Source organism: Larkinella harenae, from assembly GCF_054780515.1.
The window spans coordinates 277,456-303,749 of the sequence record NZ_BAAGWE010000006.1 but is presented as its reverse complement, the minus strand read 5'-3'; the positions used below and the strand labels follow the sequence as shown (position 1 = coordinate 303,749).

The 26,294-nt window shown below is 50.9% G+C and carries 23 protein-coding genes; 8 read left to right on the top strand and 15 right to left on the bottom strand.

Translation table 11 applies throughout. The features are described from left to right. Positions 1 to 66: 66 nt before the first annotated feature. The 4 genes from ACYVH9_RS24955 to trpS all read right to left on the bottom strand — a co-directional run bounded on the left by ACYVH9_RS24955 (position 67) and on the right by trpS (position 3,410). Complete coding sequence (locus ACYVH9_RS24955) at positions 67 to 633, bottom strand: 50S ribosomal protein L25/general stress protein Ctc (RefSeq protein WP_460639147.1); 567 nt, start codon at positions 631 to 633, stop codon at positions 67 to 69. Positions 634 to 684: 51 nt separating this feature from the next. After that, positions 685 to 1,626, bottom strand: coding sequence for a ribose-phosphate pyrophosphokinase (locus ACYVH9_RS24950; RefSeq protein ID WP_460639146.1), 942 nt, complete (start codon positions 1,624 to 1,626; stop codon positions 685 to 687). A 120-nt stretch (positions 1,627 to 1,746) separates the two neighbouring features. Then, entirely contained in the window at positions 1,747 to 2,325 is a 579-nt protein-coding gene (locus ACYVH9_RS24945; RefSeq protein WP_460639145.1) for a phosphatase PAP2 family protein, read from the bottom strand. 110 nt (positions 2,326 to 2,435) lie between these two features. Next, a complete protein-coding gene (trpS, locus tag ACYVH9_RS24940) occupies positions 2,436 to 3,410 on the bottom strand; it encodes a tryptophan--tRNA ligase (RefSeq protein WP_460639144.1) in 975 nt (324 codons plus the stop codon). A 153-nt stretch (positions 3,411 to 3,563) separates the two neighbouring features. Between trpS and ACYVH9_RS24935 the strand changes: the two genes are divergently transcribed. Together ACYVH9_RS24935 and ACYVH9_RS24930 are read left to right on the top strand one after the other, a co-directional pair. Then, positions 3,564 to 4,274 carry a DUF2461 domain-containing protein gene (locus ACYVH9_RS24935; RefSeq protein WP_460639143.1) on the top strand — a complete coding sequence of 237 codons (711 nt, stop codon included), beginning with the start codon at positions 3,564 to 3,566 and terminating at the stop codon, positions 4,272 to 4,274. 59 nt (positions 4,275 to 4,333) lie between these two features. Next, the gene (locus ACYVH9_RS24930; protein WP_460639142.1) at positions 4,334 to 5,335 is read left to right on the top strand and encodes a type I glyceraldehyde-3-phosphate dehydrogenase; all 1,002 of its coding nucleotides are present in this window, start codon (positions 4,334 to 4,336) and stop codon (positions 5,333 to 5,335) included. A 79-nt stretch (positions 5,336 to 5,414) separates the two neighbouring features. On the opposite strand, the gene ACYVH9_RS24925 is transcribed toward ACYVH9_RS24930, so the two are convergent. Next, a complete protein-coding gene (locus ACYVH9_RS24925) occupies positions 5,415 to 5,822 on the bottom strand; it encodes a DUF4332 domain-containing protein (protein WP_460639141.1) in 408 nt (135 codons plus the stop codon). 148 nt (positions 5,823 to 5,970) lie between these two features. On the opposite strand from ACYVH9_RS24925, the gene ACYVH9_RS24920 reads away from it, so the two are divergent. Further along, positions 5,971 to 6,762 carry a hypothetical protein gene (locus tag ACYVH9_RS24920; protein WP_460639140.1) on the top strand — a complete coding sequence of 264 codons (792 nt, stop codon included), beginning with the start codon at positions 5,971 to 5,973 and terminating at the stop codon, positions 6,760 to 6,762. A gap of 133 nt (positions 6,763 to 6,895) precedes the next feature. Here the strand turns inward: ACYVH9_RS24920 and ACYVH9_RS24915 are convergent, their stop codons facing one another. Further along, positions 6,896 to 7,291 (bottom strand): DoxX family protein, encoded by a 396-nt coding sequence (locus ACYVH9_RS24915; protein ID WP_460639139.1) that lies wholly within the window; start codon positions 7,289 to 7,291, stop codon positions 6,896 to 6,898. 69 nt (positions 7,292 to 7,360) lie between these two features. After that, a complete protein-coding gene (locus tag ACYVH9_RS24910) occupies positions 7,361 to 9,439 on the bottom strand; it encodes a TonB-dependent receptor (RefSeq protein WP_460639138.1) in 2,079 nt (692 codons plus the stop codon). 172 nt (positions 9,440 to 9,611) lie between these two features. Here ACYVH9_RS24910 and ACYVH9_RS24905 point away from each other — a divergent pair, with 172 nt between their 5' ends. From ACYVH9_RS24905 to ACYVH9_RS24890, 4 genes are all read left to right on the top strand, one after another. Next, positions 9,612 to 10,685, top strand: coding sequence for a sensor histidine kinase (locus ACYVH9_RS24905; RefSeq protein ID WP_460639137.1), 1,074 nt, complete (start codon positions 9,612 to 9,614; stop codon positions 10,683 to 10,685). A 13-nt stretch (positions 10,686 to 10,698) separates the two neighbouring features. Then, on the top strand, positions 10,699 to 11,745 hold the full coding sequence (locus tag ACYVH9_RS24900; protein ID WP_460639136.1) for a sensor histidine kinase: 1,047 nt from the start codon (positions 10,699 to 10,701) through the stop codon (positions 11,743 to 11,745). Positions 11,746 to 11,754: 9 nt separating this feature from the next. Next, positions 11,755 to 12,810, top strand: a complete 1,056-nt coding sequence (locus ACYVH9_RS24895) for a sensor histidine kinase (protein ID WP_460639135.1) — start codon at positions 11,755 to 11,757, stop codon at positions 12,808 to 12,810. A gap of 158 nt (positions 12,811 to 12,968) precedes the next feature. After that, positions 12,969 to 13,745 (top strand): LytR/AlgR family response regulator transcription factor, encoded by a 777-nt coding sequence (locus ACYVH9_RS24890; RefSeq protein ID WP_460639134.1) that lies wholly within the window; start codon positions 12,969 to 12,971, stop codon positions 13,743 to 13,745. A gap of 9 nt (positions 13,746 to 13,754) precedes the next feature. Here ACYVH9_RS24890 and ACYVH9_RS24885 read toward each other — a convergent pair whose 3' ends face one another. The 8 genes from ACYVH9_RS24885 to ACYVH9_RS24850 all read right to left on the bottom strand — a co-directional run bounded on the left by ACYVH9_RS24885 (position 13,755) and on the right by ACYVH9_RS24850 (position 23,267). Next, the gene (locus ACYVH9_RS24885) at positions 13,755 to 14,225 is read right to left on the bottom strand and encodes an SRPBCC family protein (protein ID WP_460639133.1); all 471 of its coding nucleotides are present in this window, start codon (positions 14,223 to 14,225) and stop codon (positions 13,755 to 13,757) included. Positions 14,226 to 14,235: 10 nt separating this feature from the next. Next, a complete protein-coding gene (locus tag ACYVH9_RS24880; RefSeq protein ID WP_460639132.1) occupies positions 14,236 to 14,670 on the bottom strand; it encodes a hypothetical protein in 435 nt (144 codons plus the stop codon). 83 nt (positions 14,671 to 14,753) lie between these two features. Beyond that, positions 14,754 to 15,323, bottom strand: coding sequence for a Crp/Fnr family transcriptional regulator (locus tag ACYVH9_RS24875; RefSeq protein ID WP_460639131.1), 570 nt, complete (start codon positions 15,321 to 15,323; stop codon positions 14,754 to 14,756). A gap of 117 nt (positions 15,324 to 15,440) precedes the next feature. Then, complete coding sequence (locus ACYVH9_RS24870; RefSeq protein ID WP_460639130.1) at positions 15,441 to 16,589, bottom strand: FAD-dependent monooxygenase; 1,149 nt, start codon at positions 16,587 to 16,589, stop codon at positions 15,441 to 15,443. A 159-nt stretch (positions 16,590 to 16,748) separates the two neighbouring features. After that, positions 16,749 to 18,086: a sensor histidine kinase gene (locus ACYVH9_RS24865; protein ID WP_460639129.1), complete on the bottom strand. Its 1,338-nt coding sequence runs from the start codon at positions 18,084 to 18,086 to the stop codon at positions 16,749 to 16,751. Between the two features lie 174 nt (positions 18,087 to 18,260). Continuing rightward, on the bottom strand, positions 18,261 to 20,528 hold the full coding sequence (locus ACYVH9_RS24860) for an aconitate hydratase (protein ID WP_460639128.1): 2,268 nt from the start codon (positions 20,526 to 20,528) through the stop codon (positions 18,261 to 18,263). A gap of 235 nt (positions 20,529 to 20,763) precedes the next feature. Continuing rightward, complete coding sequence (locus tag ACYVH9_RS24855) at positions 20,764 to 21,498, bottom strand: glycosyltransferase family 2 protein (protein WP_460639127.1); 735 nt, start codon at positions 21,496 to 21,498, stop codon at positions 20,764 to 20,766. 59 nt (positions 21,499 to 21,557) lie between these two features. Continuing rightward, entirely contained in the window at positions 21,558 to 23,267 is a 1,710-nt protein-coding gene (locus tag ACYVH9_RS24850; protein ID WP_460639126.1) for an LIC_10190 family membrane protein, read from the bottom strand. A 426-nt stretch (positions 23,268 to 23,693) separates the two neighbouring features. On the opposite strand from ACYVH9_RS24850, the gene topA reads away from it, so the two are divergent. Beyond that, entirely contained in the window at positions 23,694 to 26,249 is a 2,556-nt protein-coding gene (gene topA / locus ACYVH9_RS24845) for a type I DNA topoisomerase (RefSeq protein WP_460639125.1), read from the top strand. Positions 26,250 to 26,294 lie beyond the last annotated feature (45 nt).

The window sequence follows — 26,294 nt, the reverse complement described above, 5'->3', positions numbered from 1 at the left end:
TAAACAGAAAGGCCAACCCAAAATGGGTTGGCCTTTCTGTTTAATCTATTAGTTGTTAAACCGCAATTAAGCCGCGGTTTTGCCCCGCATAGAGCGCGGAATTTCGATGCTGGCGATTGGCAGCAGAGGTCCGTCCAGAATCTCTACTCCTTCCAGTTTCACAGCACCCACTTTAATGGTTTTACCCAGATCCAGATCGGCCACGTTCACATCCACATAATCAGGGATGCGATCTACGGCACCACGCAGTTTCAATTTGCGCATTTTCTGGATCAGTTTTCCCCCTTTTTGGACACCGGGAGCTGTTCCGACAAAACGGATGGGCACTTCAACTTTAATATCTTTTCCTTCCACAATTTCCAGAAAATCTGCGTGCAGCAACTGGTCATTGACCGGGTGGAATTGCGTATCCTGCAGAATAGCAACGTATTCGTCGCCTTCAATATTCAGAGTCACTTCGTACGCTTCAGGCGACGTCAGCAACTGGCGGAACAGAATCGTGGGTGCATAGAAATGAACCTGCGATTTGCCACCATACAGTACACCGGGTACATATCCTTCGGCACGAAGCGTTTTCGACTCCGTTTTACCGAGATTCGCTCTGTTATACCCTACAATCTCGTGTTTTTTCATTTTGTTAGAAATTTAGCTGTTTGAAGAGAGATAAAAGTCTCTTTACTCCCTCTAGTATTTTATAAACAATGAACTAATAGATTCATGATCACGAATGCGGCCAATGGCTTTGGCGAACAGGTCGGCCACCGTCAGCACGCGTACTTTGGAATTGTGCTGGCGCATGGGCAATGTATCGGATACCACCAGCTCTTCCAGCACAGAATTGGCAATATTTTCGTGCGCCTTGCCCGACATAACAGCGTGAGTACAAATGGCCCGCACCGATTTCGCTCCTTTCTCCAGAATGATCTCGGCCGCTTTGCATAATGTACCGCCCGTATCAACCAGGTCATCAATCAAGACGACGTTGGCCCCTTCCACATCCCCGATCACCTGCATCGAGGCTATCTCGTTGGCGCGCTTGCGGTGTTTGTCGCACAGCACGATATCGGCGTTGAAATGCTTGGCAAAGGCACGGGCCCGCGCAGCTCCGCCCACATCCGGTGAAGCAATCAGCAGATTGTCCAGGTTCAGACTCTGAATGTACGGCACAAATACCGACGCACCTTCGAGGTGATCAACCGGAAAGTCAAAGAAGCCCTGAATCTGACCCGCGTGCAGGTCGATGGTCATCAGCCGATCTGCCCCGGCAGCCGCCAGCATGTTGGCAACCAGCTTCGCAGCAATGGCCACGCGCGGTTTGTCTTTCCGATCCTGCCGGGCGTAGCCGAAATACGGGATGACCACCGTGACGTAGTGCGCCGATGCCCGACGAGCTGCGTCAACCATGAGCAGCAGTTCCATCAAGTTATCGGCGGGCGGGTTGGTGGAATGAATCAGAAAAACATCACAGCCACGAACCGATTCTTCATAGCTCGGCGATAACTCACCATCACTAAACTTGCGAAGCGTATAACCGCCCAAATCTTTGCCGTATTGACGGGCAATCTTCTCTGCCAGGTAATTTGATTGACTACCTGAAAAAATCTTAACCGTATTAAGGGATGCCATGCGGTGCCGAAAATTTCCGCAAAAATACAAATATTGTTCGACTCTTGGGGCGAGTCGCTCAAAGTTTTCTTTTAGCGATGGGGTTATCAACCTATTGCCACATTTAATTAAATAATAGTGCTATTCAGCCCGGTTTTTCGGCAAAAAAAACCGTCCGGTCAACCGCTGGTGCAGCCCAGCACAGGCTACTGCCATGATTACCCCAATCCCGGCCCCGGCCAAAATGTCCAGCGGATAATGTGCCCCAACGTATATCCGGCTGTAGGAAACCACAAAAGCCCACCCAAACACCCATTTGACGCTCGGAAAGCGTTTGCCCACCAGCAGCCACAACGCCATAGCCAGCGCAAAGGTGTTGGCGGCATGGGAAGACGCGAACCCGTAAGTTCCTCCACACTCCAGCACCGGATAAATCAACTTCTGAAGGGCAGGCTCGTGGCAAGGTCGCAACCGCAGCGTCAACGGTTTCAAAACAGCAGACGCCATCTGATCGCTCAGCACCACACCCAGGATCAGGGTCAATACCAACCCAATAGCCTGTTTGCGATACTGAAAACCCAGCCAACCGATGAGCACGATGTAGCACGGTATCCACGTATTCCGCCTGGTTGCCCCCACCATCACGGGGTCCAGCCAGGGCACGTGTAAACCGTTGAGCCACAGAAACAGCTCGGTATCAAGTTGATTAAGGGTCTCCAAATTTGAATGACTGAATGATAGAATGAGTAAAAAAGGATCATAGAGCACGCTTCATAGTATTACGGCAACTAATCACCACACCGGTGGCCCGGGCATTCGATCATTCATAATTAATTATAGCCTAATTTCTGTCGAACGCGTTGGATAGTTCTGGAAGCGACGGCCCGGGCTTTTTCTTCGCCTATCCGGAGTTCTTTTTCCAGTTCATCACGGTTTTCCATGTAAAACGAAAACCGTTCGCGGGGCTGGGCAAATTGATCGATAATGAGCTCATACAGTTCTTTTTTTGCGTGGCCGTAGCCGTAGCCGCCGTTCAGGTAATTCTGGCGCATGGTTGCCACTTGCTCGTCGCTGGCCAGCAAGGCGTACAACTTGAACGTAATATCCGTGTCCGGATTCTTCGGTTCTTCCAGGGGTGTTGAGTCCGAAACGATTTTCTTGATGACTTTGTACAACTCGTTGGCGGGCAGAAAAATGTCGATGTAGTTGTTGTACGACTTGCTCATCTTTTGCCCGTCGATTCCCGGAATGGTCATGATCCGTTCATCAACCCGGTATTCGGGCAAAACAAAAAGCTCTTCCCCGGTTTGATAGTTAACCGCACTGGCCATATCACGCGTCATCTCAATGTGCTGAATCTGGTCTTTACCCACCGGCACAATGTTGGCGTCGTAGAGCAAAATATCAGCCGCCATCAGACAGGGATAGGTAAACAATCCCGCATTAACATCCGCCAGCCGTTCAGACTTATCTTTGAACGAATGCGCATTCGACAACATCGGAAACGGCGTAAAGCAGTTCAGATACCAGGCCAATTCCGTGTGCTCAGGCACCTGCGATTGCCGCCAGAACGTATTCTTAGTTGTATCCAGTCCAAATGCCAGCCAGGCCGACGCCACCGCCCGGATGTACTCCCGACGTACTTCTCCATCCTTGATGGTGGTCAGCGAATGCAGATCGGCAATGAAGAAAAAAGACTCATTTTCGGGCTCGTTCGATAAGTGGATAGCGGGCTTGATAGCACCCAGAATATTACCTAAATGCGGACGTCCGCTGCTTTGAATACCGGTGAGAATGCGAGACATGACTTTTTGAATGAGTGAATGAAGGAATGAACGAAAGAGTAAATGCCCCAGCAATTCGAATTTTCTGCGGAGCTAGTTGCTCTTTCGCTTATTCCTTCTTTCGCAATTGTTCTTCGTGCAAACTTCGCTATTTCTGGTTAGCTTTGGAACTGTATGAAGACGAAAAAAGCTCCGAGTTCACAACTTACCGTTCAAACGCTTGACTTTCTGCGTGATCTCGTCCAGAATAACAACCGCGAGTGGTTTCAGGCCAATCGCGCCCGCTACGATGCCGCCAAAGCCGAATTTGAAAGTTTTGTTGGCCAACTGCTGCAAGGGATCGAGGCATTTCAACCGCTCCCCAATACAGCCGTGAAAGATTGCATCTTCCGGATCAATCGTGACATTCGGTTTTCCAAAGATAAAGCGCCTTACAAAAAACATCTTTCAGCGGCTGTCGGGCCGGGCGGGCGGCACTCGGGTCGCATCGATTTCTATTTTCACCTTCAACCGGATAACGAATCGTTTCTGGGCGCGGGCATGTGGCAACCCACGCCGGCGCATTTGGCCAAATTTCGGCAGGAGGTCGATTACAACGTCGACGAACTCAAGTCCATCATCGAAGTGCCTGCATTCAAAGCGTATTTTCCGGAAATCGCCGGCGAAACCATGAAAACCGCGCCCAAAGGCTACACCGCCGATCACCCTGAAATTGCCTTGCTCCGCCGGAAAGAACTATTTTTCATTCACCGGTATACCGACAAGGAAGTGCTTAAACCGGGTTTTGCCAGCGAACTCGTCAACGGTTGCCGACTGATAAAACCGTATATCGATTACCTCAATTATTTATTCTACGACGAACAGGATGAGCCAGTGGCCCTGTAAACGGGAATTAAAAGGAAACGGGTTCGTGTTACTCAAATGAACCTTTTAATTAAACTGTTATGGCTAAAATTGCGTTGCATGGCTTCGGACGGATCGGACGACAATTTCTGCGGATTGGTCTGAGCAAAAACCTTTTTGTTCCCGTTTCCATTTCCGACATCCGGGATGAAGACACCCTGGCGGCTTTGTTTGCCGTTGATACCAACTACGGCCGGTGGCACGAACCGGTGTCGGGGAGCGAAGGGAAACTCACCATCGGGGAACGGGAAATTCCGTACATTAACTCGGCGAAAGAAATTCCGGACTGGGCCGCGCTGGGCGTCGACCTGGTGGTAGACTGCACGGGCCGGGCCACGGTTCGGGCGGGTGCCCAGGCCCACCTCGACCGGGGAGCCAAATACGTTCTGATCAGCGCACCGAGTAAAAGCCTGGACGACTGCGATGCCGTTCTGCTTAAAGGAATTAACCTCGACACATTCGATCCAGCCAACCACCACATTGTCAGCATGGGCAGCTGTACGACCAACGCACTGGCCGCTCCCATTAAGGTAATTCTGGAAAACTTCGGTATTCAATACGGCCTGTTTTCGACGGTTCACTCGTATACGAATACCCAGTCACTCACCGACCAGCCGATGAAAGACCGGCGCGATTCGTGGGCGGCTACCGAAAACATCATTCCTTCCTCATCAGGAGCAGCCCGGGCGCTCCAATTTATCTGGAAAGACCTTAAAATCACCGGGAAAGCGTACCGCGTGCCAACCCGTACGGGCAGCATTGCCGAGCTGAACCTCATCACGGAAAAAGATTGCACGGTGGAAGAAGTAAACAATGCATTCCGCAAAGCCGCGGCAGAAGGACCGTTAAAAGGGGTGATGGACGTGCTGGAAGGCGAATGGGCCTCCTCCCGTATCGTGGCCGACCCGCACACGTCCTTGATGGATTTGCCATTGACCACCAAGCAAGGCAACCTGCTGTCGATTGCGTCCTGGTACGACAATGAGTGGGGCTTCTCAACCCGCCTGGCGGAAGTAGCCGCGTACCTGGCCGAACGAATATGATCGCTATTTCAGGAACAGAGCATCCTGTTCCTGTGTCAAAACCGTAGCGAAAGCACTTTCGCTACGGTTTTTTTATTCCTTAATATTCCAGTCCAACCGGCAGGGATTTGGCTTGATTGATAAAATCAGTGATTTGATCCAGGGTCGGTGGACGCTGGGTAAGCAACCGAACCTGGTTAATTTCGTTGATTTTGGCGTGCAGGTTTTCGGGCGATCGGCGGGATAGCTCCCGAACCGTATCCACACCGGCTTCTTCCAGCAAATCGCTGTAAACGCCCCCAATACCATTGATACGGTTCAGGTCGGCCCGGTTTGCAAGATCCAGAATGATACTGGTTTCTACCCCAATCGTGGAAGCCAGTTGTTTGCGGGCCGCTGCGGTTTTGGTAGCTTCCAGCAAGGCATCGCTGTTCGTCAACCCTTGCGCTTTTAAAGCCTCAATTACCTGGCTGGTAGTACCCTTTAATTCTTGAATGGAAACACTCATAGTTTTCAGTTAATTTTAGGAATAAAATGATTTAAAATGGCACAACAGGCAAATTTGGTAGTTTGCCTGTTGTGTAAGGCTGTGTAGTTGAGACGATTGTTGGCCCGGATGGTAACGAAGATTCAGCAGTAAATTAGGTTCACTCTGCATGAGAGTCGATAGGCAATCTGTACGAAACAAGCTTGAAGCAATCCTGACATTCGCTACCTTGGCTATAGGGTTGAGTTGTCAACAGGCCGAAGAATTACCGGCTACGCTAGCACTTCCCCTGACTATCCAGGAAGGCTATGGCCCGTACAAACCGGGCTTTGGGATTCTCAGCGCCGAAACCGGCGACTATCCGAAAGGAACTGCGTCGGGCACCAGCAGCCAACCCGTAAAAGACATTCCCGAACACTGGACCAATCGGGTCAAATCCCGCGTTGTTATGAATACTGAACAGTTTATGTACCAGAATTACTGCGCCGGCAAGATCGACACGAACTGGTATTGGGGGCTGGTCAAAGAGGAAGGCTGGTCGACTAATGCGTCAACCTTGTCGAAGAAACCTATCAAGTGTTCTGTGTACGTTATTCGGGGTTTTGATTCGCAAGCCGGAAAATGGGCGGTATTGGTCGATACGAACAACAACCTTGATGTCAGCGATGAAACCATTATTTACCCCGAACCCCAGGACATAAAAGGCAATAATTTTGATTACTACAACCCGGTGTATGTTACGTACGAAGTGTTCCAGCAGGGCCAGGTCGTAACAAGACAGGTTCCAATGGTTGTTAAAACCATGATGGGAGATTTCGTTTACAATTTTCCGCAGCACGCAAAGGCCGTGTTCAAGAACGGCGCTAAAAAGTACGAACGATTGGTAAGCTCCGCTGGATTTACCAGCCTGGATTATGAATCAGCTGGCCCCAAATTATCTCAGACTCTACGGACAAGCTGACGCAGATTTATTCCATTAACGCCCTGCCGACGACGGTTCTGCTTGCTCCCGACGGAACCATTATTGCCCGAGGGCTACGCGTCAAAGAGCTGGCCGCCAAACTAAAAGTACTAGGTTTGCTACGAGATTTCACTCATAACCGCTCTTCGGCTTCCCGCAGCAAAAAGTAAAAAGCTAAGATATGAATCAGCTGAATACTGACCGCCGTCCACTCTTCCCGCAACGCTGACCCAAAAATAAGAGCCGACATGGTTATCCCGCCTAGCAAACCGCCCCACAGCAAAAACCGTCCACCCACCAGCACTAGAAGCCCGATGACCAGTTCTACAAACGGCAAGGCCAGAGCAAAACCCCGTACCAAGAAATCGGGTAAAATAGTGGTTGAAAAATCGCCGACCATTTTATCGGCAAACTTGGTCAGCTTCGGAATTCGGACCAATCCGTGCATGGCCAGATCGACGCCCAGCCCCAGGCGCAAAATTAAAAAAGCATATTGACTGTAATTTCGACCAAAACTTCCTCTTGCCATCGTGAATAGGATTAGGTGTAGGAGAACAGGCATCGGCGGGCAGCCACCCGCCGATGAACACAACGGTTATTACCATTTTACAGCCAGCCGCACACCACCTGTCAGGTTTCGGCGCGGAGCCGCATTGTAGAACCGTCCGCCAAAAGCATTCAGGTCATAGCCCAAACTGTAGGTTTGGTCCAGCAGGTTATCACCGCTGACGTAGGCATCCACCATCCAGCGTTTTGCAACGTTTTTCCGGAACCCGACCGTGGCGTTCAACAGACGGGCAATATCAGCCTGAACGGTATTGGCATCATCCAACGGAAATTTGTCGATGTACTGGTGCGTCAGGTGGGCGTAGACCCCCAGCCGGGTTTCGGCATCAAAGCCCGTGACAATCGTGATTGGCGGCACGCCCGTAACGCGGTTGCCCGACACATCAACGGCTCCCTGCTGGTAATTCTGAAACCGGTAGTTCGTCAAAGTCGCATTATTCCAGACCCGGACGGTTTTCCAGAACCCGGCTGGTTTCGGAACTACCAGGTTATAAGCCAATTGCGTCTCTAAGCCTTTTTGATTGGTTGCTCCGGCATTGATGAAATATTCGGCCCCGCTTTCCACCGACCGCCGGACGATGGTTTGCCGCAGGCGGAACTGGTACACGGCCACTTCAAACTGAAAACGGTCCAGCTGCCCCCGAACGGCGGCTTCCAGGTTGGTCCCCTGCTCCGGCTCCAGCGTTGGATTGAACGTTCCTTCCGACGGGCGCACTTCCTGAATCGTTGGCGACGAATACCCCGTACTGACGCTCGCAAAAACCGAAATATCCTCTCCTATTTTTTTCAACAAGGCCACGCGGGGCAACCAAACCGGCTCAAAACCGCGGGGCTGGGCAATGATCGGGACCTGCGAAAACCGGGTGAACCGGTACGCAACCTCATTGCGGCTTAATCCCGCCGTAGCAATGATTCCCCACGGCAGCGATGCTTCCAATTGCGCAAAAATGACGGACTGCGAAGCCCGAAGTTCGTCGTCGGCCTGCAGGGTATCCGGCTGTCCTCCCCGGTTGCCGTAGTTGCGATCAACGGTAAAGTTCTGCTGCCACTCGCCCCCGAAAACCAGTTGTGTCGGCACACCTTCTTCGATCATCTGCCAGCGAGTCACCGTGCGAGCCCCAAACCCCTGATCAACCCGCCGTTCGTAATTGGAAATGAACGGGTTGGAAAAATCGGTCAATGATCCAAAGATTACCGTTGTATTTTGAATGCGGTCACTCCAGCGGTATTGATGGGAGAAGCCCAGGTAGCCGGTTTTCTGGTAGATCCCCGCCTGTTGGCCAACGCTACCGGGCGTAACCCGCGTGGCCGGACGCGCTTGACGGGGGTTTTGCTGAAATTGGGCCGCCGTCAACCCGCCGGGTGTTTGGTAAACCAGGTCGGAATACAACCCCATCACCGAAACCGTCTGCTTGGGATTAACGGCAAACGTCCCGTTCAGGCTGAGGTTGTCGCGGTACATCCGGCTGTGTTCCCGGTAGCCGCCCGACTGCAAATGGCCGTAATTCAGGGAAATCGCTGCGTTATTCTTTCCGGTCTGAACCGAGTAGTTCTGGCCCGACAAACCATAGGCCCCCATCAGCGCACTCACTTCGGCCCGGTTGGACGACTCGCCGGTAGACGAACCCGCTCCGCTGAACAAAACCGTTCCGCCCGTTCCGGCCCCATACAAGCTTCCGGCGGGGCCTTTGATCACCTCAACCCGGCTGATCGACCGCACATCCAGCCCATTCAGATAGGTGTTTCCGCCCGCATCGGTCAGCGGGAGTTCGTTCCAGTAAATCTTCACATTCCGGACCCCGAACGGCGAGCGAATCAGACTGCCCCGGATCGAGAGCCGGTAACTGCCGGGCGAGCGCTCGTCCATCCGCACGCCCGGCAACGTATTGAACGCCGGTACCATCGTGGGCACCCCAAACCGCTGGGTCAATTCTCGGGCGGAAAGCACATTAACCGATGCCGCCGTTTCAACCAGCGGCCGGTTGGTTTCGTACCCACGCACGGTTACCTCCGACAGCTGGACCGTATCCGATTCCAGGCGCGAGGATTGCGGTTGCTGGGCAAAGAGGGAAAAAGGCAAAAACAAAAAAGCGTAACCGTATTTATTCATGTTGATAACGATTTCCGGGATTTCCCGTAAAACTAATGGCTCAAAATAAAATTTGTCGCATTTATCGTTTACTAACCTCAATTCAACCTCAAAAGTCGTCGTTTCAATCAAATCTGTATTGAGCCAACGGTTAAATACCTCTTATTTTACAAAAATTAAAATAGCAAAGTAAGTGACTACGTTGGAAAGACCGAATGACCGTTGGTTACGATGGCTGGGCATCCCGCTGATCGTGCTGGTGGTGAATTTGATTTACCTGAAAGACTTCCAGTACAACCCCACCCTGTATTTTGGCTGGGTGTTTATTGGCATGGCTTACGTAACGCTGGCGTGGGAGGGCTCCGTTCGCTGGGTGTACCACGTTCGAAAGCATTTTCCCGACGCCCGGCAGGCTTTCCGGCGCATCGTTATCACGTTCATTGGTTATTTCGGGCTCGCCATCATCTGCCAGTCGTTGTTTGTTTTTCTGACCGGCCTGAGCGGTATGGCAATTATTCCCATCACGTCGCACGTTTATCAGGCTTACATTGGCATTGGTATTTTTTGTTCCCTGGTGCTAGGCACCACTTACGAAATCATCTACTATCTCCAGCAATACCGCCAGGCCGTCGCTGAAGCGGAAGCCGTGCACAAATCCCGCATTCAGGGCCAGTTTGACAGCCTCAAGAGTCAGGTCAATCCGCATTTTCTGTTCAATAGCCTCAACTCGCTATCGGCCCTGATCTCGGAAGACAAGCAGCAGGCCAACCAATTTCTGGAAGAAATGTCGAGTGTGTACCGCTACCTGCTTCAATCGAATGAACGCAAACTGGTAACGCTGCAAACCGAGGTCGAGTTTATTAAATCCTTTTTTTACTTACTAAAAGCGCGGTATGGCCCCGGCATCGACCTCCATTACGACCTTGACTCCTGTTTGATGGATTGCTATTTGCCGCCGTTCAGCTTGCAAACCCTGATCGAGAACGCCATCCGCCACAACGTGATTCTGGCCGACCGTCCGCTGACTATTCTCATCCAGGCAGATCTTCTGGAAAGAAGCACCGAAACCGTATCGCTGCAGGTTTCCAACAACATTCAGCGCAAAAATCTGCAGGTTAACAAATCGCCCGGAGGCTTGCGAAGTCTCACCGAACGATTTACCCTTTTGCGACTGCCCCATCCGGTCATTACGGATGATGGACGCCAGTTTGTTGTGCGGATACCGCTGGTGGTTAAAGGTGCTGATTTTTTAATACATTTACCTTAAATCTCCAACCAATGTGGTGCTGACCCTAAACCGCTACACCCAAAAAGACACCTGGATTGCCCTGGGCATTTTGCCCGCCTATTATTTATTCCTGAACTATTTCCTGATTGGGAAAGCTTATTTTCAGCGCCTGGACCTTTTTTTGCTGGGCACGGTTCTTCTCTTTGTTCTCTGGACACCCATATTCTTTCTGCACGCGCTTCCCGCGGTTTACCTCCGCCGACGTTTCCCGCATATCCGCCAAACCTGGATGCGGCTTTTCATCGCGCTCGGTATTCATATCGTCATCTCGTCCGTCTTTATCGCTTTCCTGTTTTATTTCTACGATTGGATTCAGTTTCCGGCGTATACGTTCAGTGCCGACCGCCTTTTCTGGGCCATTCTGATTGGTATTCTCGGCAACCTGATTACCAACATCATCCACGAAAGCGTTTATACGTTTGAAAAGTGGTCTCAAACCATCAACGAAACCGAAAAGTTGAAGAAAGCCAACTTGCAGAGTCAGCTGGACAGTCTGAAACAGCAGGTAAACCCTCATTTTTTGTTCAACAGCCTCAACACCTTATCATCGCTGATCGATGAGGATACCGACAAAGCCGAGATTTTTATCGATGAATTATCGAGCGTTTACCGATATTTGCTGCAAACGAATGAGAACGCCCTCACCACCCTGCGGGATGAGCTGACGTTCATCGACTCGTATTTTCATTTGCTGAAAACCCGTTACGGAAATGGGATCAGCTTGCAGGTCCGGGTATCCGACGGCTTTAAAGATGCCCAAATCCCTCCCCTGACGCTGCAAATGCTGGTCGAAAACGCGGTGAAACACAACATGATTCTGGCCGATCAACCGCTGCAGATTCGGATTGAAACCACAGAAGTTGGGCGGCTGATTGTGTCGAACAACGTCCAGCTCAAAAATGTCCGGGCTATTTCCAACGGGGTTGGGCTGGCCAACATTGCCACCAAATACCAACTGCTCGGCCAAAACGGACTGGGCATTGAAAGTACCGATACCTACTTTTGTGTCACCCTGCCCCTGATGAATCATGGCAATTGATGGCAACGTATGACGACTTTTAACGATACCCGTCTTCGGCTGGTTGGCCCCGTGGTATTGTTCATCTTCGGTGCGCTGTTTTTCCGGGTCAAAATGCTGTTGAGCTACTCCTCCGTCGAACTGGCCCGGTATATTGTCGTGGGGCTCACGGCTGGTTACATTGGCTGGAACCTGACCCGTTGGCTCGTGCGGTTGATTCAGCGCCGGTACCCAACCCTAAACCACACCCGTCGGCGGCTGACGTTGCTGTTGCTGGCGTTTCCTTTTCTGGTCAATATCGGTTACTTCACCCGGCATTTGGGCCACACCCTCATCTTTCCGCATCCGGGTCAAGAAACGTTTCACTGGGATCTTGACTTCTTCATCAACTACCTCGAAACCGTTGGTATTCAGATATTTTACCACATTCTATACTACGGCATCTACGAAGGATTCTATATTTTCGTACAGTGGCAAAAAACGAACGTTGAGAAAGAAGCCCTGCTCCGAACGCAGTGGCAAGGGCGGTTTGAAGTACTGAAAAACCAGGTCAATCCGCACTTTCTGTTCAATTCGCTGAATACGCTGTCGTCGCTCATTTCCGAAAATACCCAGCGGGCGGAGAATTTCGTTGACGACATGGCTACCGTTTATCGCTACCTCCTGCAAAGTAATGACCGCGACCTGACCACGTTGCGGAGAGAACTGGAGTTTATCGATTCGTATTACCAGTTACTAAAAACCCGCTACGGTTCCGCCCTCTCCTTGCAGGTCACGGTTGATGATGCCGATAAGGAAACCCAGCTTCCGCCCCTGACGCTGCAAATGCTGGTCGAAAACGCGGTGAAACACAATATGATGCTGGCCGAACAACCGCTGACGATTGTCATTGAGACGGTGGACGGTTTTCTCCGGGTGCAAAATACCTTACAGCGTAAAAACATTCGGGTGGAGTCCAACCACGTCGGTTTATCAAACATTGCCTCGAAATACAAATTGCTGGCGCAACCGACGCCCACCATCGAAGAAAGAGACGGTTTTTTCGTTGTACAACTGCCCCTGATCCAGGCCAAAACGAGCGTGTAATTACGCGCAACGGTTCACCTGTTTGCAGTACCGTTTCGCTCATTTATTTTGCGGTTTCAACAATCCCGAATTTGGAAAAAACGAGACGAACCTGCTATTTAGGAGTAGATTCAAAAAGTAGAATTAAAACGCGCCCAATCTGAAAATCACACTGTGGTATGGATGTACTGGTAATTGAGGATGAAGAACTGGCTGTCCGAAAATTGACGAAGCTTTTACAGGACGTCGACAATTCCATCCGGATCGTGGGAACGGCCGCCAGTGTGCGTGCGTCGGTGCAGTGGCTACAGAATAACGCGTCGCCGGACCTGATCCTGATGGACATTGAACTGGCTGATGGTCAAAGCTTTGAAATATTTGAACAAACCGCCGTTGAGTCGCCGGTGATTTTTACAACCTCGTACGATGAATACGCACTGCGGGCTTTCAAGGTCAACAGCATCGACTATTTGCTGAAACCCATCAAGCGGCACGAGCTGGAAGCGAGTCTGGAAAAACACCGAAAACTGCACAATCCGTCCGACCCCGAAAGCGGAGGCCGGATGGCCATTGATGCACTCGTCCAGCAACTCCGTCAGCAAATCCAGCCCACCGAATACCGGAAACGGTTTCTGGTCAAGCACCTGTCTCAGTGGATGCCCATCGAAGTAGTCGATATTGCTTATTTCTACTCGGAGGAGGGCGTTAGTCTGTTCCGGACGCGGAGCAACCAGAAGTTTTCGGTGGATTACACCCTCGATGAACTGGAAGCCATGCTCGATCCCATTCAGTTTTTCCGCGCCAATCGCCAGTTCATTGTCGACATCAACAGCGTTCTGCAGATTCACCCGTATTTCAACAATAAACTGAAACTGACGCTCAAACCGTCGCCCGAAGACGAAGTGCTGGTCAGCCGCGAACGCGCCACGGAATTCAAGAAATGGATGGGAAAATAATCGGCCGCGTTACACCAGCCGTTTGGGCAGTTCGATCAGTGGATTGGGCGTTTCTTCCAGCAGTTGCTTCACCCGGATCAGGTCGTTGCGGAATTGCCGCTGCAATTGGTGAATGAGCAACGGAGCCATCAGTCGTTGCCAACCTTTCAGTTCCAGACTCATTTCGTAGGTGACCCGGGTTTCCTTATTGACTTTCTCAAACAACCGTTGTTCCCAGAGTTCAACCGGACTGTTTACGGTTTCGTGGGCCGTTCGACGATTGGGGGCTGCGGCTGTGACTTCTGCCAGCAGGGTCATTTCCTGATCAAAAAGCCGGACGACCTGCTCCAGTTTCATGCCCGACCGCGCCAGGCCGGGCACGTTCTGGCGCAGCCTAAACAGGTTACTACGCCAAAGCATATCGTACTCATAACATCCCAGCAACCCGTAGACTTCCGTTAACGGCAATCGAATCAATTCGGCATGTCGAACGGTAATCATGTCCAGCGGTTTAATGACTTGCGTAATACTCAGCGATAAAATCCTCGGCTTCCGGGAGTGTTTCAAACAAGCGGGTTGGAATGATGGGGTTACTTTTTTCAAACAAAGCTTCGGAGGAAAGCTTTGAAAACAAATCCGGTGAAAGAATACTGATGTTATAACGGACACCGGCTTCAAAAGCCCGGGGAAAGTAATCATTGATGATCCAGTCAATGGCGCCGGACCACGCCACGTCGAACTCCTTGGTATCGTGAACGTGAAACACGCAGCCCCGCTCCTGCCCAACGGTCAGCTGCCACTCCAGCATGTTTAAGGTAGCCTGCATCAATTCTTCATCAGTGCAGAAACCAATCCATTTCATCAGCAGGTAATTCTTTTCGGGTTCCTCGCTTAAAATGGCGTAGACGAATCCTTCTTCGTTTTTTACTCTGACTAGTTCATTCACGGTTTTTCCTACCTGGGGTGATCGGGATTGGCCCAAACGGCCAATTCCTGCGCACGATACGAATCCTATTCCACAAATATACTTCAAACCCCGATACCCGACCGGTAGCGGATCAGCGTTTCGGGCGTAATTCCCAAATAGCTGGCGACAAACTCCGGCGGAATCCGGTTGAGCACTTTTGGGTGTTCGGCCAGCAACCGCCGGTACCGATCTTCGGGGGCGTCTTTCAGCAACGAGGCTTCCCGGCGTTCGACCCGGGTCAGCTGATCCTGCAACAGCAGGGTAGCAAACCGTTGCCAGATCGGATACGTACGGCAAAGTTGAATAACGTCATCGTAATCCATTTCCAGCAGGTGCGTCTCTTCCAGCGTTGCCACGTTTACATTCGACGGTTTTTGGGTAAAAAAACCGACAAATGAACCCAGCAGCGAGTTTTCAAACACAAACTCCTTCGAAACTTCCCAGCCGTCAATTTCATAAAACAGCCGACCACACCCTTTTTCGATGAAGGCGATGGTAGAACATAGCTCGCCCGCCCGAACATACACCTCGTTGGGCGCTAAAACCCGGGGGCGAATAATGCTTTCCAGAGCGGCTTTTTCTTCAGCAGTGGGCTTGGTAACGCGTTCAATATTGAACAGGACACGCTGCATACGGATACAATCTTTTCAATTTGAAGCTAAAATGCGGAAAACATCACGGAAAAACAAACCCGAGGAAGCCCGGTCATTATTGATACGAAAGCAGTGTTGAACCCCTTCCGCTGGTTTTCAAAAATCTACGTTGTACAGCGTCTCCAACTGCCGCTCATTCATGCTGGACGGCAGCAGCCGAAACAAACCGTTCCGCAATGTTGCCAGCAACGGGTTTTGGGTTTGCGCCAGCTGACCGATCCGGCGCGAATTTTCAATAATTCCACGCGTTCGTTTCAGGCGACGTTTTTCAAATCGTTTAAACGCTTCTTCCGCAGGTTGATCCATCGCCAGCTCATCGGCCAGAACAACCGCGTCTTCAATGGCCTGACAAGCTCCTTGCCCCATGTTTGGGGTGGTTGCGTGGGCGGCATCACCCAACAGCACCACCTTCTCAAAAGCGTAGTTCGACAACGGCTTGAGGTCGCTGATATCATTCCAGAGCAGTTGATCGTCTAGCGTACGGGAAAGGATTTCGGAAATGGGGGCATGATAGCTTCCGAACCGCTGCACCAGATCCCGGACCTTCAACGCGCGGCATCGCGGGTCATTCGCGGGGGCATTGACGGTAGCAAACCAGTAAATTTTGTGATCCGCCAAGGGCACAATTCCAACCCGTCCGCGTATCCCCCAGGTCTCGGTAGCTTCTTTCAGGGCTAACCCCGTGCTATCAACAACCGAACGCCAGGCCGTGTAGCCCGCGTAACGCGGTTGCGAATCGGGCACCAACTGCTGCCGAATGGCAGAATTAATTCCGTCGGCCACGATCAGGTAATCGCTCTGGTGCAACGTACCATCGTCAAACCGGACAATCACCCCATCACGCCCCTGATCGAAGGAAACGGCGCGTTTTCCCAGCACCAGCGGATTCCCGACCAGCTGACTCAGCAACGCCTGGTGGAGTGCGGACCGGTGAATGGTGAAATTATCCGTACCGTACTTCCGGCTAACCGCCCGGCTATCGGTACGGGTAATCTGCCGGCCTTTTTCATCCAGAATCACGAAAGCGTCGAGCACCCGACCTGCCGGAAGAACCTGGTTCGCAATGCCCAGTTTTTGAAATGCCCTGACGGCGTTGGCCGCCAGCGCCAGCCCGGCTCCAACGGGTTTAATGGCCGGAGCTCCTTCAAAAATTGTGGCCCGAATACCGGCTTTGCGCAGCGCGATGGCCGTCGTTAATCCGGCGATTCCTCCTCCTATGATTGTAAAACGGTGTAGATTTTTCATCGTTCCTATTGAGCATTGCCCTTCGCCTTTCTAGTTATGCGTACAGAACCGTGCTTAGGCAACGCTTTTGGTGTTGGTTGCCCAAAATTGGCCCCGGTGACCAACCAATGCTATTTCAACTTCAATGAAACGGAAAAAGCCCGATGTGAAGCGGTTGTCTTATCGGATCAAAGGAAGCGTAACAATGAACTCGTCGTCGGTTTCTTGAACGCTGGGTGTCTGCTGGTTCAGCATTTTGTATTTCGTCAGGATGTTGAGCAGGCCTTTTTTGGTCGATTTTACCCGGTCTTTGGGCTTACGCTGCAAATTATTCCGCACCACCAGCCAGCCCGGCTCCGTGGCCGAAATATGAATTTTCAGGGGGTGTTCGCTGGACACAACATTGTGTTTGACGGCATTCTCAATCAGCAGCTGCAAGGTCAATGGCGGTAGCTGGCTGTTCATCCACCCATTCGTTACCTCAACGATCAGCCGGATTCCCCGGCCATACCGGGTTTCCAACAAATGAAAGTAAGATTGGATAAACTGCAACTCCCGGCTGAGTGTTGTCAATTCATAATCATTGGTTTGCAGAATATACCGGTATACACTCGCCATTTCATCGACAAACTGCTCCGCTCTGTCCGGTTCATCGGCAATCAGCGACGACAGTGAATTCAGGGAGTTGAACAAAAAGTGGGGGTTTAGCTGCGACTGCAATGCCCGCATCTGAATTTCAGACATTTCCTGCCGAAGTTGCTGTACGGACAGTTCCACTTCCAGTTGTTTGCGTTGGTGTTTTTCCTGCTGCCGGGCCATGCGCTGTTCCAGCACCGCCGATTTAATGGCCGCCTTGCGCTGCCGGTAGCCCAAACCAAGAGAAAAGCAGACCAGTTCGAGTATAATGCCCACCTGCATGGCCGTTATGGGTGAATGCCAGAAGGAAGCATTTTCGCTTACTTCTGTGTTCACAATGGTCAAAACCATGGAGGTAAGCGCACCAACCAGCAAACAGCCAGAGCCGACCACGAAATAGCGGGCAACAAGGTGATTCAGCCCCAGGATTTTATAGATCCCCACCAGCGCCACCACCGCCATCCAGAGCCGCATGCCGGTATGGGTTAGTCCGTACGCTCGCGGGTACCAGTCTTCCGTGACGTAGCAGATGATGAACTGAAAAACGCAAAAAAGCAAGATGCTTGCCTGCGTGTATTGAAACAGCCGAAATAAGCCAGGTAGCCGGTTTTTCAGACCAATAAACGCGTCGGCAAACAGAAAATAGACAAAGTAAGCCAGCATTGGTGCGCAGGCCAGTATAAAATGCCAATCGTTATCCGTGAGTGCCAGCAAGACCTGGACCTCATCAATCCGAATGGAAAAATAAGCCAGCCAGGCCAGCATATACAGTGTGTACAACCCATAAATACGCTCCCGGTACGTCACCCATTGAACAACGTTCAGCAGCAGAATAGACAAAACCATTCCGGTGAACATGGGTTGCCAGACATCAAAACTCATTGGTTATGCAATAGTGGTGCGCGTAAACGAAACAAACTTACCAATTCTGCCGAAAAACCGGCTGGTTGCCCTCATTACTTTCCGGAAAGTACCTTTCTCAAAAAAGAAAAAGCCCTTAAAACACAACGGTTTTAAGGGCTTTACAGTATTCAAACGTCGTGAACGTCGTACCGCTTACGCGTTTTGTTTTTGCTTGATCAGGTTCAGGGCCGATCCGGCTTTAAACCACTCGATCTGCGTTTCGTTGTACGTATGATTCACCTGGAATTCTTCGCTCGTTCCGTCGCTGTGATTCAGACGAATCGTCAACTGGCCGTTCGGGCTAAAGTCCGTCAAACCCAGGATATCGATTGTATCGTCTTCGCGGATATCGTCGTAATCATCCGGATCAGCGAACGTCAGCGCGAGCATTCCCTGTTTTTTCAGGTTGGTTTCGTGAATCCGGGCAAATGATTTTACCAGGATGGCGCGAACGCCCAGGAAGCGCGGTTCCATGGCCGCATGTTCGCGGGAAGAACCTTCGCCGTAGTTTTCGTCACCCACCACAATTGAACCGATTCCGGCGGCTTTGTAAGCCCGCTGCGTAGCCGGCACTTCGCCAAACTCGCCCGTCAACTGATTTTTCACGGTGTTGGTCTTCTCGTTGTAGTAATTGACCGCGCCGATCAGCATGTTGTTGGAAATATTATCCAGGTGACCCCGGTATTTCAACCACGGCCCGGCCATTGAAATATGGTCGGTTGTACACTTGCCTTTCGCCTTGATCAACAGTTTCAACCCCGTTAGGTCGGTACCTTCCCAGGCCGGGAATGACTCGAGCAGTTGCAAACGATCCGACGTTGGGCTCACCTCTACCTTCACCTGGCTACCGTCTTCGGCTGGTGCCTGGTAACCCGCATCTTCCACGGCAAAACCGTTAACGGGCAACTCGATCCCCGCCGGTTCGTCCAGCATCACTTCTTCACCCGTTTCGCTCGTCAGTTTATCCGTCATCGGGTTAAACGTCAGGCTTCCTGCAATCGCCATCGCCGTCACCAGTTCCGGCGAAGCAACGAATGCGTGCGTGGTAGCCAGACCGTCGTTGCGTTTCGCAAAGTTCCGGTTGAACGAGGTAATGATGGAGTTTTTACGGTTCGGATCATCGATGTGCCGCGCCCACTGACCAATACAGGGTCCACAGGCATTCGCCAGCACTACGCCACCGATTTTCTCGAAGGTGTCCAGCAAACCGTCGCGCTCGGTCGTATACCGAACCAGTTCTGACCCCGGTGTTACTGTATATTCCGAATGTGTTTTCAGGTTTTTAGAGATCGCCTGCTGCGCTACCGAAGCAGCCCGCGTCAGGTCTTCGTAGGAAGAGTTGGTACAGGAACCAATCAGACCTACATCTAGTTTTTCGGGCCAGCCGTTTTCTTTGACGGCCTGCGCAAATTTCGACAGCGGCCACGCCAGGTCCGGCGTGTAAGGACCGTTGATGTGTGGTTCCAGCTCCGACAGGTTGATTTCGATTACCTGGTCGTAATGGGCCGATGGATCGGCGTACACCTCATCGTCTGAGCGCAGGTGTTGACGGACGGCGTTGGCCGCTTCCGCTACATCTGCCCGCTCGGTTCCCCGCAGGTAATCCGCCATTTTGTCGTCGTAGGCGAAAATTGAAGTGGTCGCTCCAATTTCAGCCCCCATGTTACAGATGGTTGCTTTACCGGTTGCCGACAAGCTATCGGCACCTTCGCCGAAGTATTCAACGATACAGCCCGTACCACCTTTCACGGTCAGGATACCAGCTACACGCAGAATAATGTCTTTGGCCGATGCCCAACCCGATAATTTACCGGTCAGTTTTACACCGATCAGTTTCGGCATCTTGAGTTCCCAGGGCAATCCGGCCATCACATCGCAGGCATCAGCTCCACCAACCCCGATGGCAATCATTCCCAGCCCACCCGCGTTCGGAGTGTGCGAATCCGTACCGATCATCAAACCACCCGGAAAGGCGTAGTTTTCGAGCACGACCTGGTGAATGATCCCCGCACCCGGTTTCCAGAAACCGATACCGTATTTATCAGAAATAGACGACAGGAAAGCGTATACTTCCCGGTTTTTGTTATTGGCGTTTTCCAAATCCTGGACAGCCCCTACCTCCGCCTGAATCAGGTGATCGCAGTGTACGGTTGACGGCACAGCGACTTGTGGACGACCGGCCTGCATGAACTGCAACAGCGCCATTTGAGCCGTAGCGTCCTGCATCGCAACGCGGTCGGGCGCAAAATCAACGTAATCTTTGCCCCGGTTATACGCCTTTTGGGCGATACCAGCACTCAAGTGAGCATACAATATTTTCTCCGACAAGGTCAGGGGATGACCCACCACTTGCCGGGCTGCTTCGACACGTTCGCCAAAACCGTCGTATACGCGCTGAATCATGTCAAAATCAAAAGCCATAGATCAGGAGGAATTAAGCTGTGAATAGTATTATGTATCTAAATAGACAACATCAGTTACCGGAAAATGAGTTTCCCAATAAGCGTGTCAAAATTAGAGGATTTTCATTCTAAAATAAAACGGACAGTTATTTTCCCGATAATTTGGAAACATTTTGAATATTCTAAAGTCGATTTTGGGAATAGTATCGGGCAAAAAATGAATTTTACTCGTTACAACACCTGGCGCTCGGTGGCTAGTACAGGCTTTTCCCCGATCCGGACACAAACAAATTGTATTTCAGAATACAGTAGATCGCTTTAAAACCGTCGCGCCAGCCAATTTTTTTCCCTTCCTGATACGTACGTCCATAATACGATATTCCTACTTCGTAAATCCGAATGTTCGGAATACGCGCAATTTTGGCCGTCACTTCGGGTTCAAAGCCAAAGCGTTTTTCCTGCAACTTGATCCCCTTAATCACTTCACTGCGGAACACCTTAAAGCAGGTTTCCATATCCGTCAGGTTCAAATCCGTCAGCATATTTGATAACAGGGTCAGAAATCGATTGCCAACCATATGCCAGAAATACAATACCCGATGCGGCCGTCCGCCCATAAAACGGGAACCGTATACTACATCGGCCCGACCAGCCAACAGGGGCTGCAACAGAGAGGTATATTCTTCAGGGTCATACTCCAGATCGGCATCCTGAATGATAAGGAATTGGCCACGCGCCTGCTGAATTCCCCTATGAAGTGCTTCACCCTTCCCCTGATTGACGGGCAATTGAAGATAGTAAACGGGAACATGCCTGTTTTCCTCCTTATACCGTTGGACCACATTTGCTGTCTGGTCAACCGACCCATCATCGATCACTATAATTTCGCGGCTCAACTGATCGGGAAGGCTTACATTGGCCACCCGATCCAACACGGCACCAATAGTTTTTTCTTCATTATATACCGGAACGATGATCGATAAGAGCATAATTTTGAATACGATCTTAACTTGCCTGCGTTGGCACAGTGGATTAGCATGAATACAGATTACTTTGTCTGGTGTAGTGAACTGCGAAAACCGTCCGCCACTGTGGCTCCGCGCAATTCAAGGTCGGGATAGAAATAGGGCGAGCAGGGTCGTTCCTGATCATAACAGCTCTGCACCAACGGTCCGTGCGTGGGAATTAGCACCGTCAACCCGCTTCGGGTACGGTTTTGATTGAACATCTGCCCTTCACTCCCCCGATTTCGGTAACTCAATGGCTGAGGCAGCACCAACCGCTTCTGTAGCGGAAATTTCTCTTTCCAAAGATAAGTATAACCGTAGTAACCAAACAGGATGCAAAGGAGCATAACCAGAATGCCGTTGCTCCACGGCATAAGTTTCCAGGAAGTGGTTTTCGGAGGAGCAAACGGCAGTAAGGGTAAAAAAGCCGACATCCAGATATAAGCGTAACCGAAGCGAAATTCGGGAGCCGACAAAAACCAGAATAGAAAACCAATCAGCGCAACCAGGTACGGCAGCGAATAAGGCAAAAACCGCTGTCGACGAGCCGGTTGCCTCAAATGGGAGATAACAATCAGTGGGGAAAGCACCGCCAGCAGCCAGGTAGGTTTGTTGAGGAAATAATATTCTTTATGCTGCCACCAGGCCGGAATCCATTCCCAGGCTGGTGTTTGCAGAAGACTCCGATCAAAATACGGCTCCAGGATTCGGAATTTAGCCCAGAAAGCAACAAAGTCCTTCTCAAAACGGACCCGCTCAACAGGGATTTTCCAGTCAAACGAAAAAAGATCGAGGTCTGGATACGGATACAACAGGTAACCCGAAAGAATCGTGGTCCGAACCAGCCAGGGCACCACCATTACGAAGCCAAAGCCGCCTAGCATAAGCCAGTAGCGACTACCCAGTTGTTGCCAAACCCGCCTGCCCAGCGGTAGTAAACAGAGTGCAATTGGAATGGTTGCCAATTTAACCGTCACACACAGACAAATCAGCATGAACAACAGAACGTGTCGGAGGGAAAAAAACGGTTTGAGATCCAACCAAATCATAAAAACGGTTATTGGTAACAGCGTTGCCCAAAGATCCGGTGTGGGCGAGAAAACCTGACGTATGTGGTAAAATAGAAGCAATACCAGAAGAATCAAAGCCAAAAACCGAGGAGATGATGCCACCCGCATTTGCCCTAGCAACCGCCAGCAAACTACCAGATACACAAACCCGTTCAGCGGAAATAGCGTTTGCCCAACAACATCCGTCAACCCGAATACCGCCGAGGTTACGAAAAAACTGGAATTGAACGCCAGCCTTCCGTGCAGATTTCCCAAACCAGGTATGACCCTGAAGCGCTCGTACCAGCGAATGGAAGGCAAATGGTAGAGTCCACTGTCGACGTTAGCGGGCTCCAGCGTCGAATACACCACCACCACCGTAACAATCAGCCAGAAAACCGGAATTTGTTGCTGTTGACCGGAAAACCGCCGAATGTAGGTTCCCATCAGGGAGGACGACCGGATAGCCACCAGGGCCGCACCGGCCAACCAGATCAATGCCAGGTAGTAGTTCGCCGGACAAAAAATCGAAGCCAATTGCACCAGCAGGACCAGCCAGCAAAGACCTACTAAAATAAGGTCACTCCCTTTGACCGGTTCGGAAGCATCAATGAGCCGCCATTGAATAAGAAACTTGTAAAACAATAAACCATAGGCCAGGCAGCCAGACGCCAGCACAACCCACATCATCAAAAGTATCATTGTATTGAAGCAATGGATCAAAAACAATTGGAATGAGGTAGTTCCGACCAGTTTCCCGGCTCACCATTAGGCATTTATGGGTTCATAATACAGAAAGTTTCTTTTACGTCATAAATTATTTCACTTCGTGCTCAAACTGGGCATTCTATCGCTGCTGGCGGATGCTATATTTCCGCAGAAAAAATACCTAACCTACGCTGACTCAGGAGGGATTTTAGCAAAAATCAATAAATTGAGGTCCCTTCATTATTACCTATTTTTTCGGAACGATTACCCCCTCAAAACCGTTAATACAATGATAATATCACCCACCGAACCATCTTTTCCAGCTACGGTATTTGTAAGTATTATGTCTTTTGCTTCTATATTTGGCACGAGACGTGAGAGCCGATATCGGCACATTTTTAACTTTCAACCTGAATTCATATGTCAAAAAACCTGGTTATCGTGGAATCACCCGCGAAGGCGAGGACCATTGAAGGGTATCTGGGTAAAGATTTCGTCGTGAAATCGAGCTATGGTCACGTCCGGGACTTGCCAAAAGATGATATGGCCATTGACATCCCGAATGGCTTTCGTCCGGTTTACGAGGTTTCTCCTGATAAACGACAGGTTATCAGCGAATTGAAAAAATTGGCCAAGGAAGCGGAAGAAATCTGGCTGGCCACGGACGACGATCGCGAAGGAGAAGCCATTTCGTGGCACCTGAAAGAGGCTCTGGGTCTGAAAGACAACACCAAACGGATTGTTTTTCACGAAATCACCAAGAAAGCCATCCAGAACGCCATCCAGTCGCCCCGCCAGATCGATATCGATCTGGTGAATGCTCAGCAGGCCCGTCGCGTTCTCGACCGGCTGGTCGGTTTTGAGTTATCGCCGGTTTTGTGGAAAAAAATTAAATCGGGCAGTTCGATGGCCCTATCGGCCGGACGGGTCCAATCGGTAGCAGTGCGGCTCATTGTGGAACGCGAACGGGAAGTGGATGGCCACAACACAAAATCCAGCTACAAAGTAACGGCACAGTTCATCGTCGACAACGGGAAAGTGCTGAACGCCGAATTGCCGAAAAACTTCGCCACTCTCGAAGATGCCCGTGCTTTTCTGGAAAAATGCCGGACGGCCATCTTCACGATCAAAAATCTGGAAACCAAACCCGCGAAAAAATCACCGGCACCGCCTTTTACGACCTCTACCTTACAACAGGAAGCTTCCCGCAAACTGTCGTTTTCGGTTTCTCAAACCATGACGCTGGCTCAGAAACTGTACGAAAGTGGTAAGATTTCGTACATGCGGACTGACTCGACGAATCTGTCGCAGGAAGCCATTGACAAAGCCAAGTACTCGATCACTACCGAATTTGGCGAAAAATACGTCCATACCCGTCAATACAAAACCAAGTCAGAATCAGCGCAGGAAGCGCACGAAGCCATTCGGCCCACCGACTTTTCGGTAAAAGCCGCCGGTAGCGATCGCAACGAGCAACGGCTCTACGACCTGATCTGGAAACGGTCGATTGCGTCTCAAATGGCGGATGCACAACTGGAGCGAACCACCGCTACCATCGGTATTTCCACCACGCCGGAGGAGCTGATTGCGCAGGGTGAAGTTATCAAATTCGACGGTTTTTTGAAGGTATACATGGAATCGACCGACGATGAAGATGAGGAAAGCAAAGGCATGCTGCCGCCGTTGGCGATTGGGCAAACGCTGAACCTGGACCAGATGAAAGCCACCCAAAAGTTCAGTCGCCCCGCCCCGCGTTATACGGAAGCGAGTCTGGTCAAGAAGCTGGAAGAAATGGGCATTGGCCGACCGTCAACTTACGCTCCTACTATTTCGACCATCATTAAGCGACAGTACGTCGTCAAAGAGGACCGTCCTGGCAAAGAGCGGGAGTTTAAAGAGCTGACCCTGAAAAAAGGGGAAATTCAGGAGAAAACCGGTAAGGAAAACTACGGCTCGGAGAAAGCGAAACTCTTTCCGACCAATATGGGACTGGTGGTCAACGACTTTCTGGTGGAATATTTTGAAGGCATTGTCGATTATAAGTTTACGGCGAATGTTGAGAAAGAATTCGATGAAATTGCCAGCGGAAAAATGGGCTGGCAGGACATGATCCAGAATTTTTACGGCGATTTTCACCGCAATGTAGAAACCGTTCAGGGAGCCGCCCTGACCGGGGCCAAACCAGGGAGCCGCGATCTGGGCCTCGATCCGCGTTCGGGCAAAAAAGTGTCCGCCCGGCTTGGCCGGTACGGAGCTTACGTGCAGATCGGCGAAGCCACGGACGAAGAGAAACCGTTGTTTGCCAATTTGAAAAAGGAGCAGCTGATTGAGTCTATTACGCTCGAAGAAGCGCTTGATCTGTTCTCTCTGCCGCGTGAGGTTGGTTTCTTTGAGGACAAGCCCATGATCATCGGCATTGGTAAATTTGGCCCGTACGTCAAACACGATGACAAATATGTTTCATTGACCAAAGAAGATGATCCATATACGGTTTCGGCCGAAAGAGCCATCGAGCTGATTCAGCAGAAACGGGCGGAGAACATCAGTGAATCCATTGGTGAGTTTGAAGGCAAGCTGGTTACCACCGGTAAAGGTCGTTTCGGACCGTACGTCAAGCACGACGACAAATACATTTCGCTGCCCAAAGGCGAAACCCCGGCGGGGCTGACGCTGGCCCGGGCCATCGAGTTGATTCAGCAGAAACGGCAGACGGAGAGCAATAAATACATCAAGGAGTTTCCCGAAAATCCGTCGGTCAAAGTGGTCAACGGTATGTATGGTCCGTATATTTCCATTGGCAAGCGAAACGTCAAAATTCCGAAGGATGTTGAACCGGCTTCTCTGACGCTAGAAGACTGCCTGAAACTGGCGGGCGATACGGGAACCGAAGAAAAGCCCAAAGCCAAAAAAGCAGCGACCAAAGCACCCGCTTCCCGGCCCGCAGCAGCCAAGAAAACCGTTGCCAAAAAGAAGTAACCGTTTAGTTCGTCGTTTAAAACCGTTTATACATAAAAACCACCC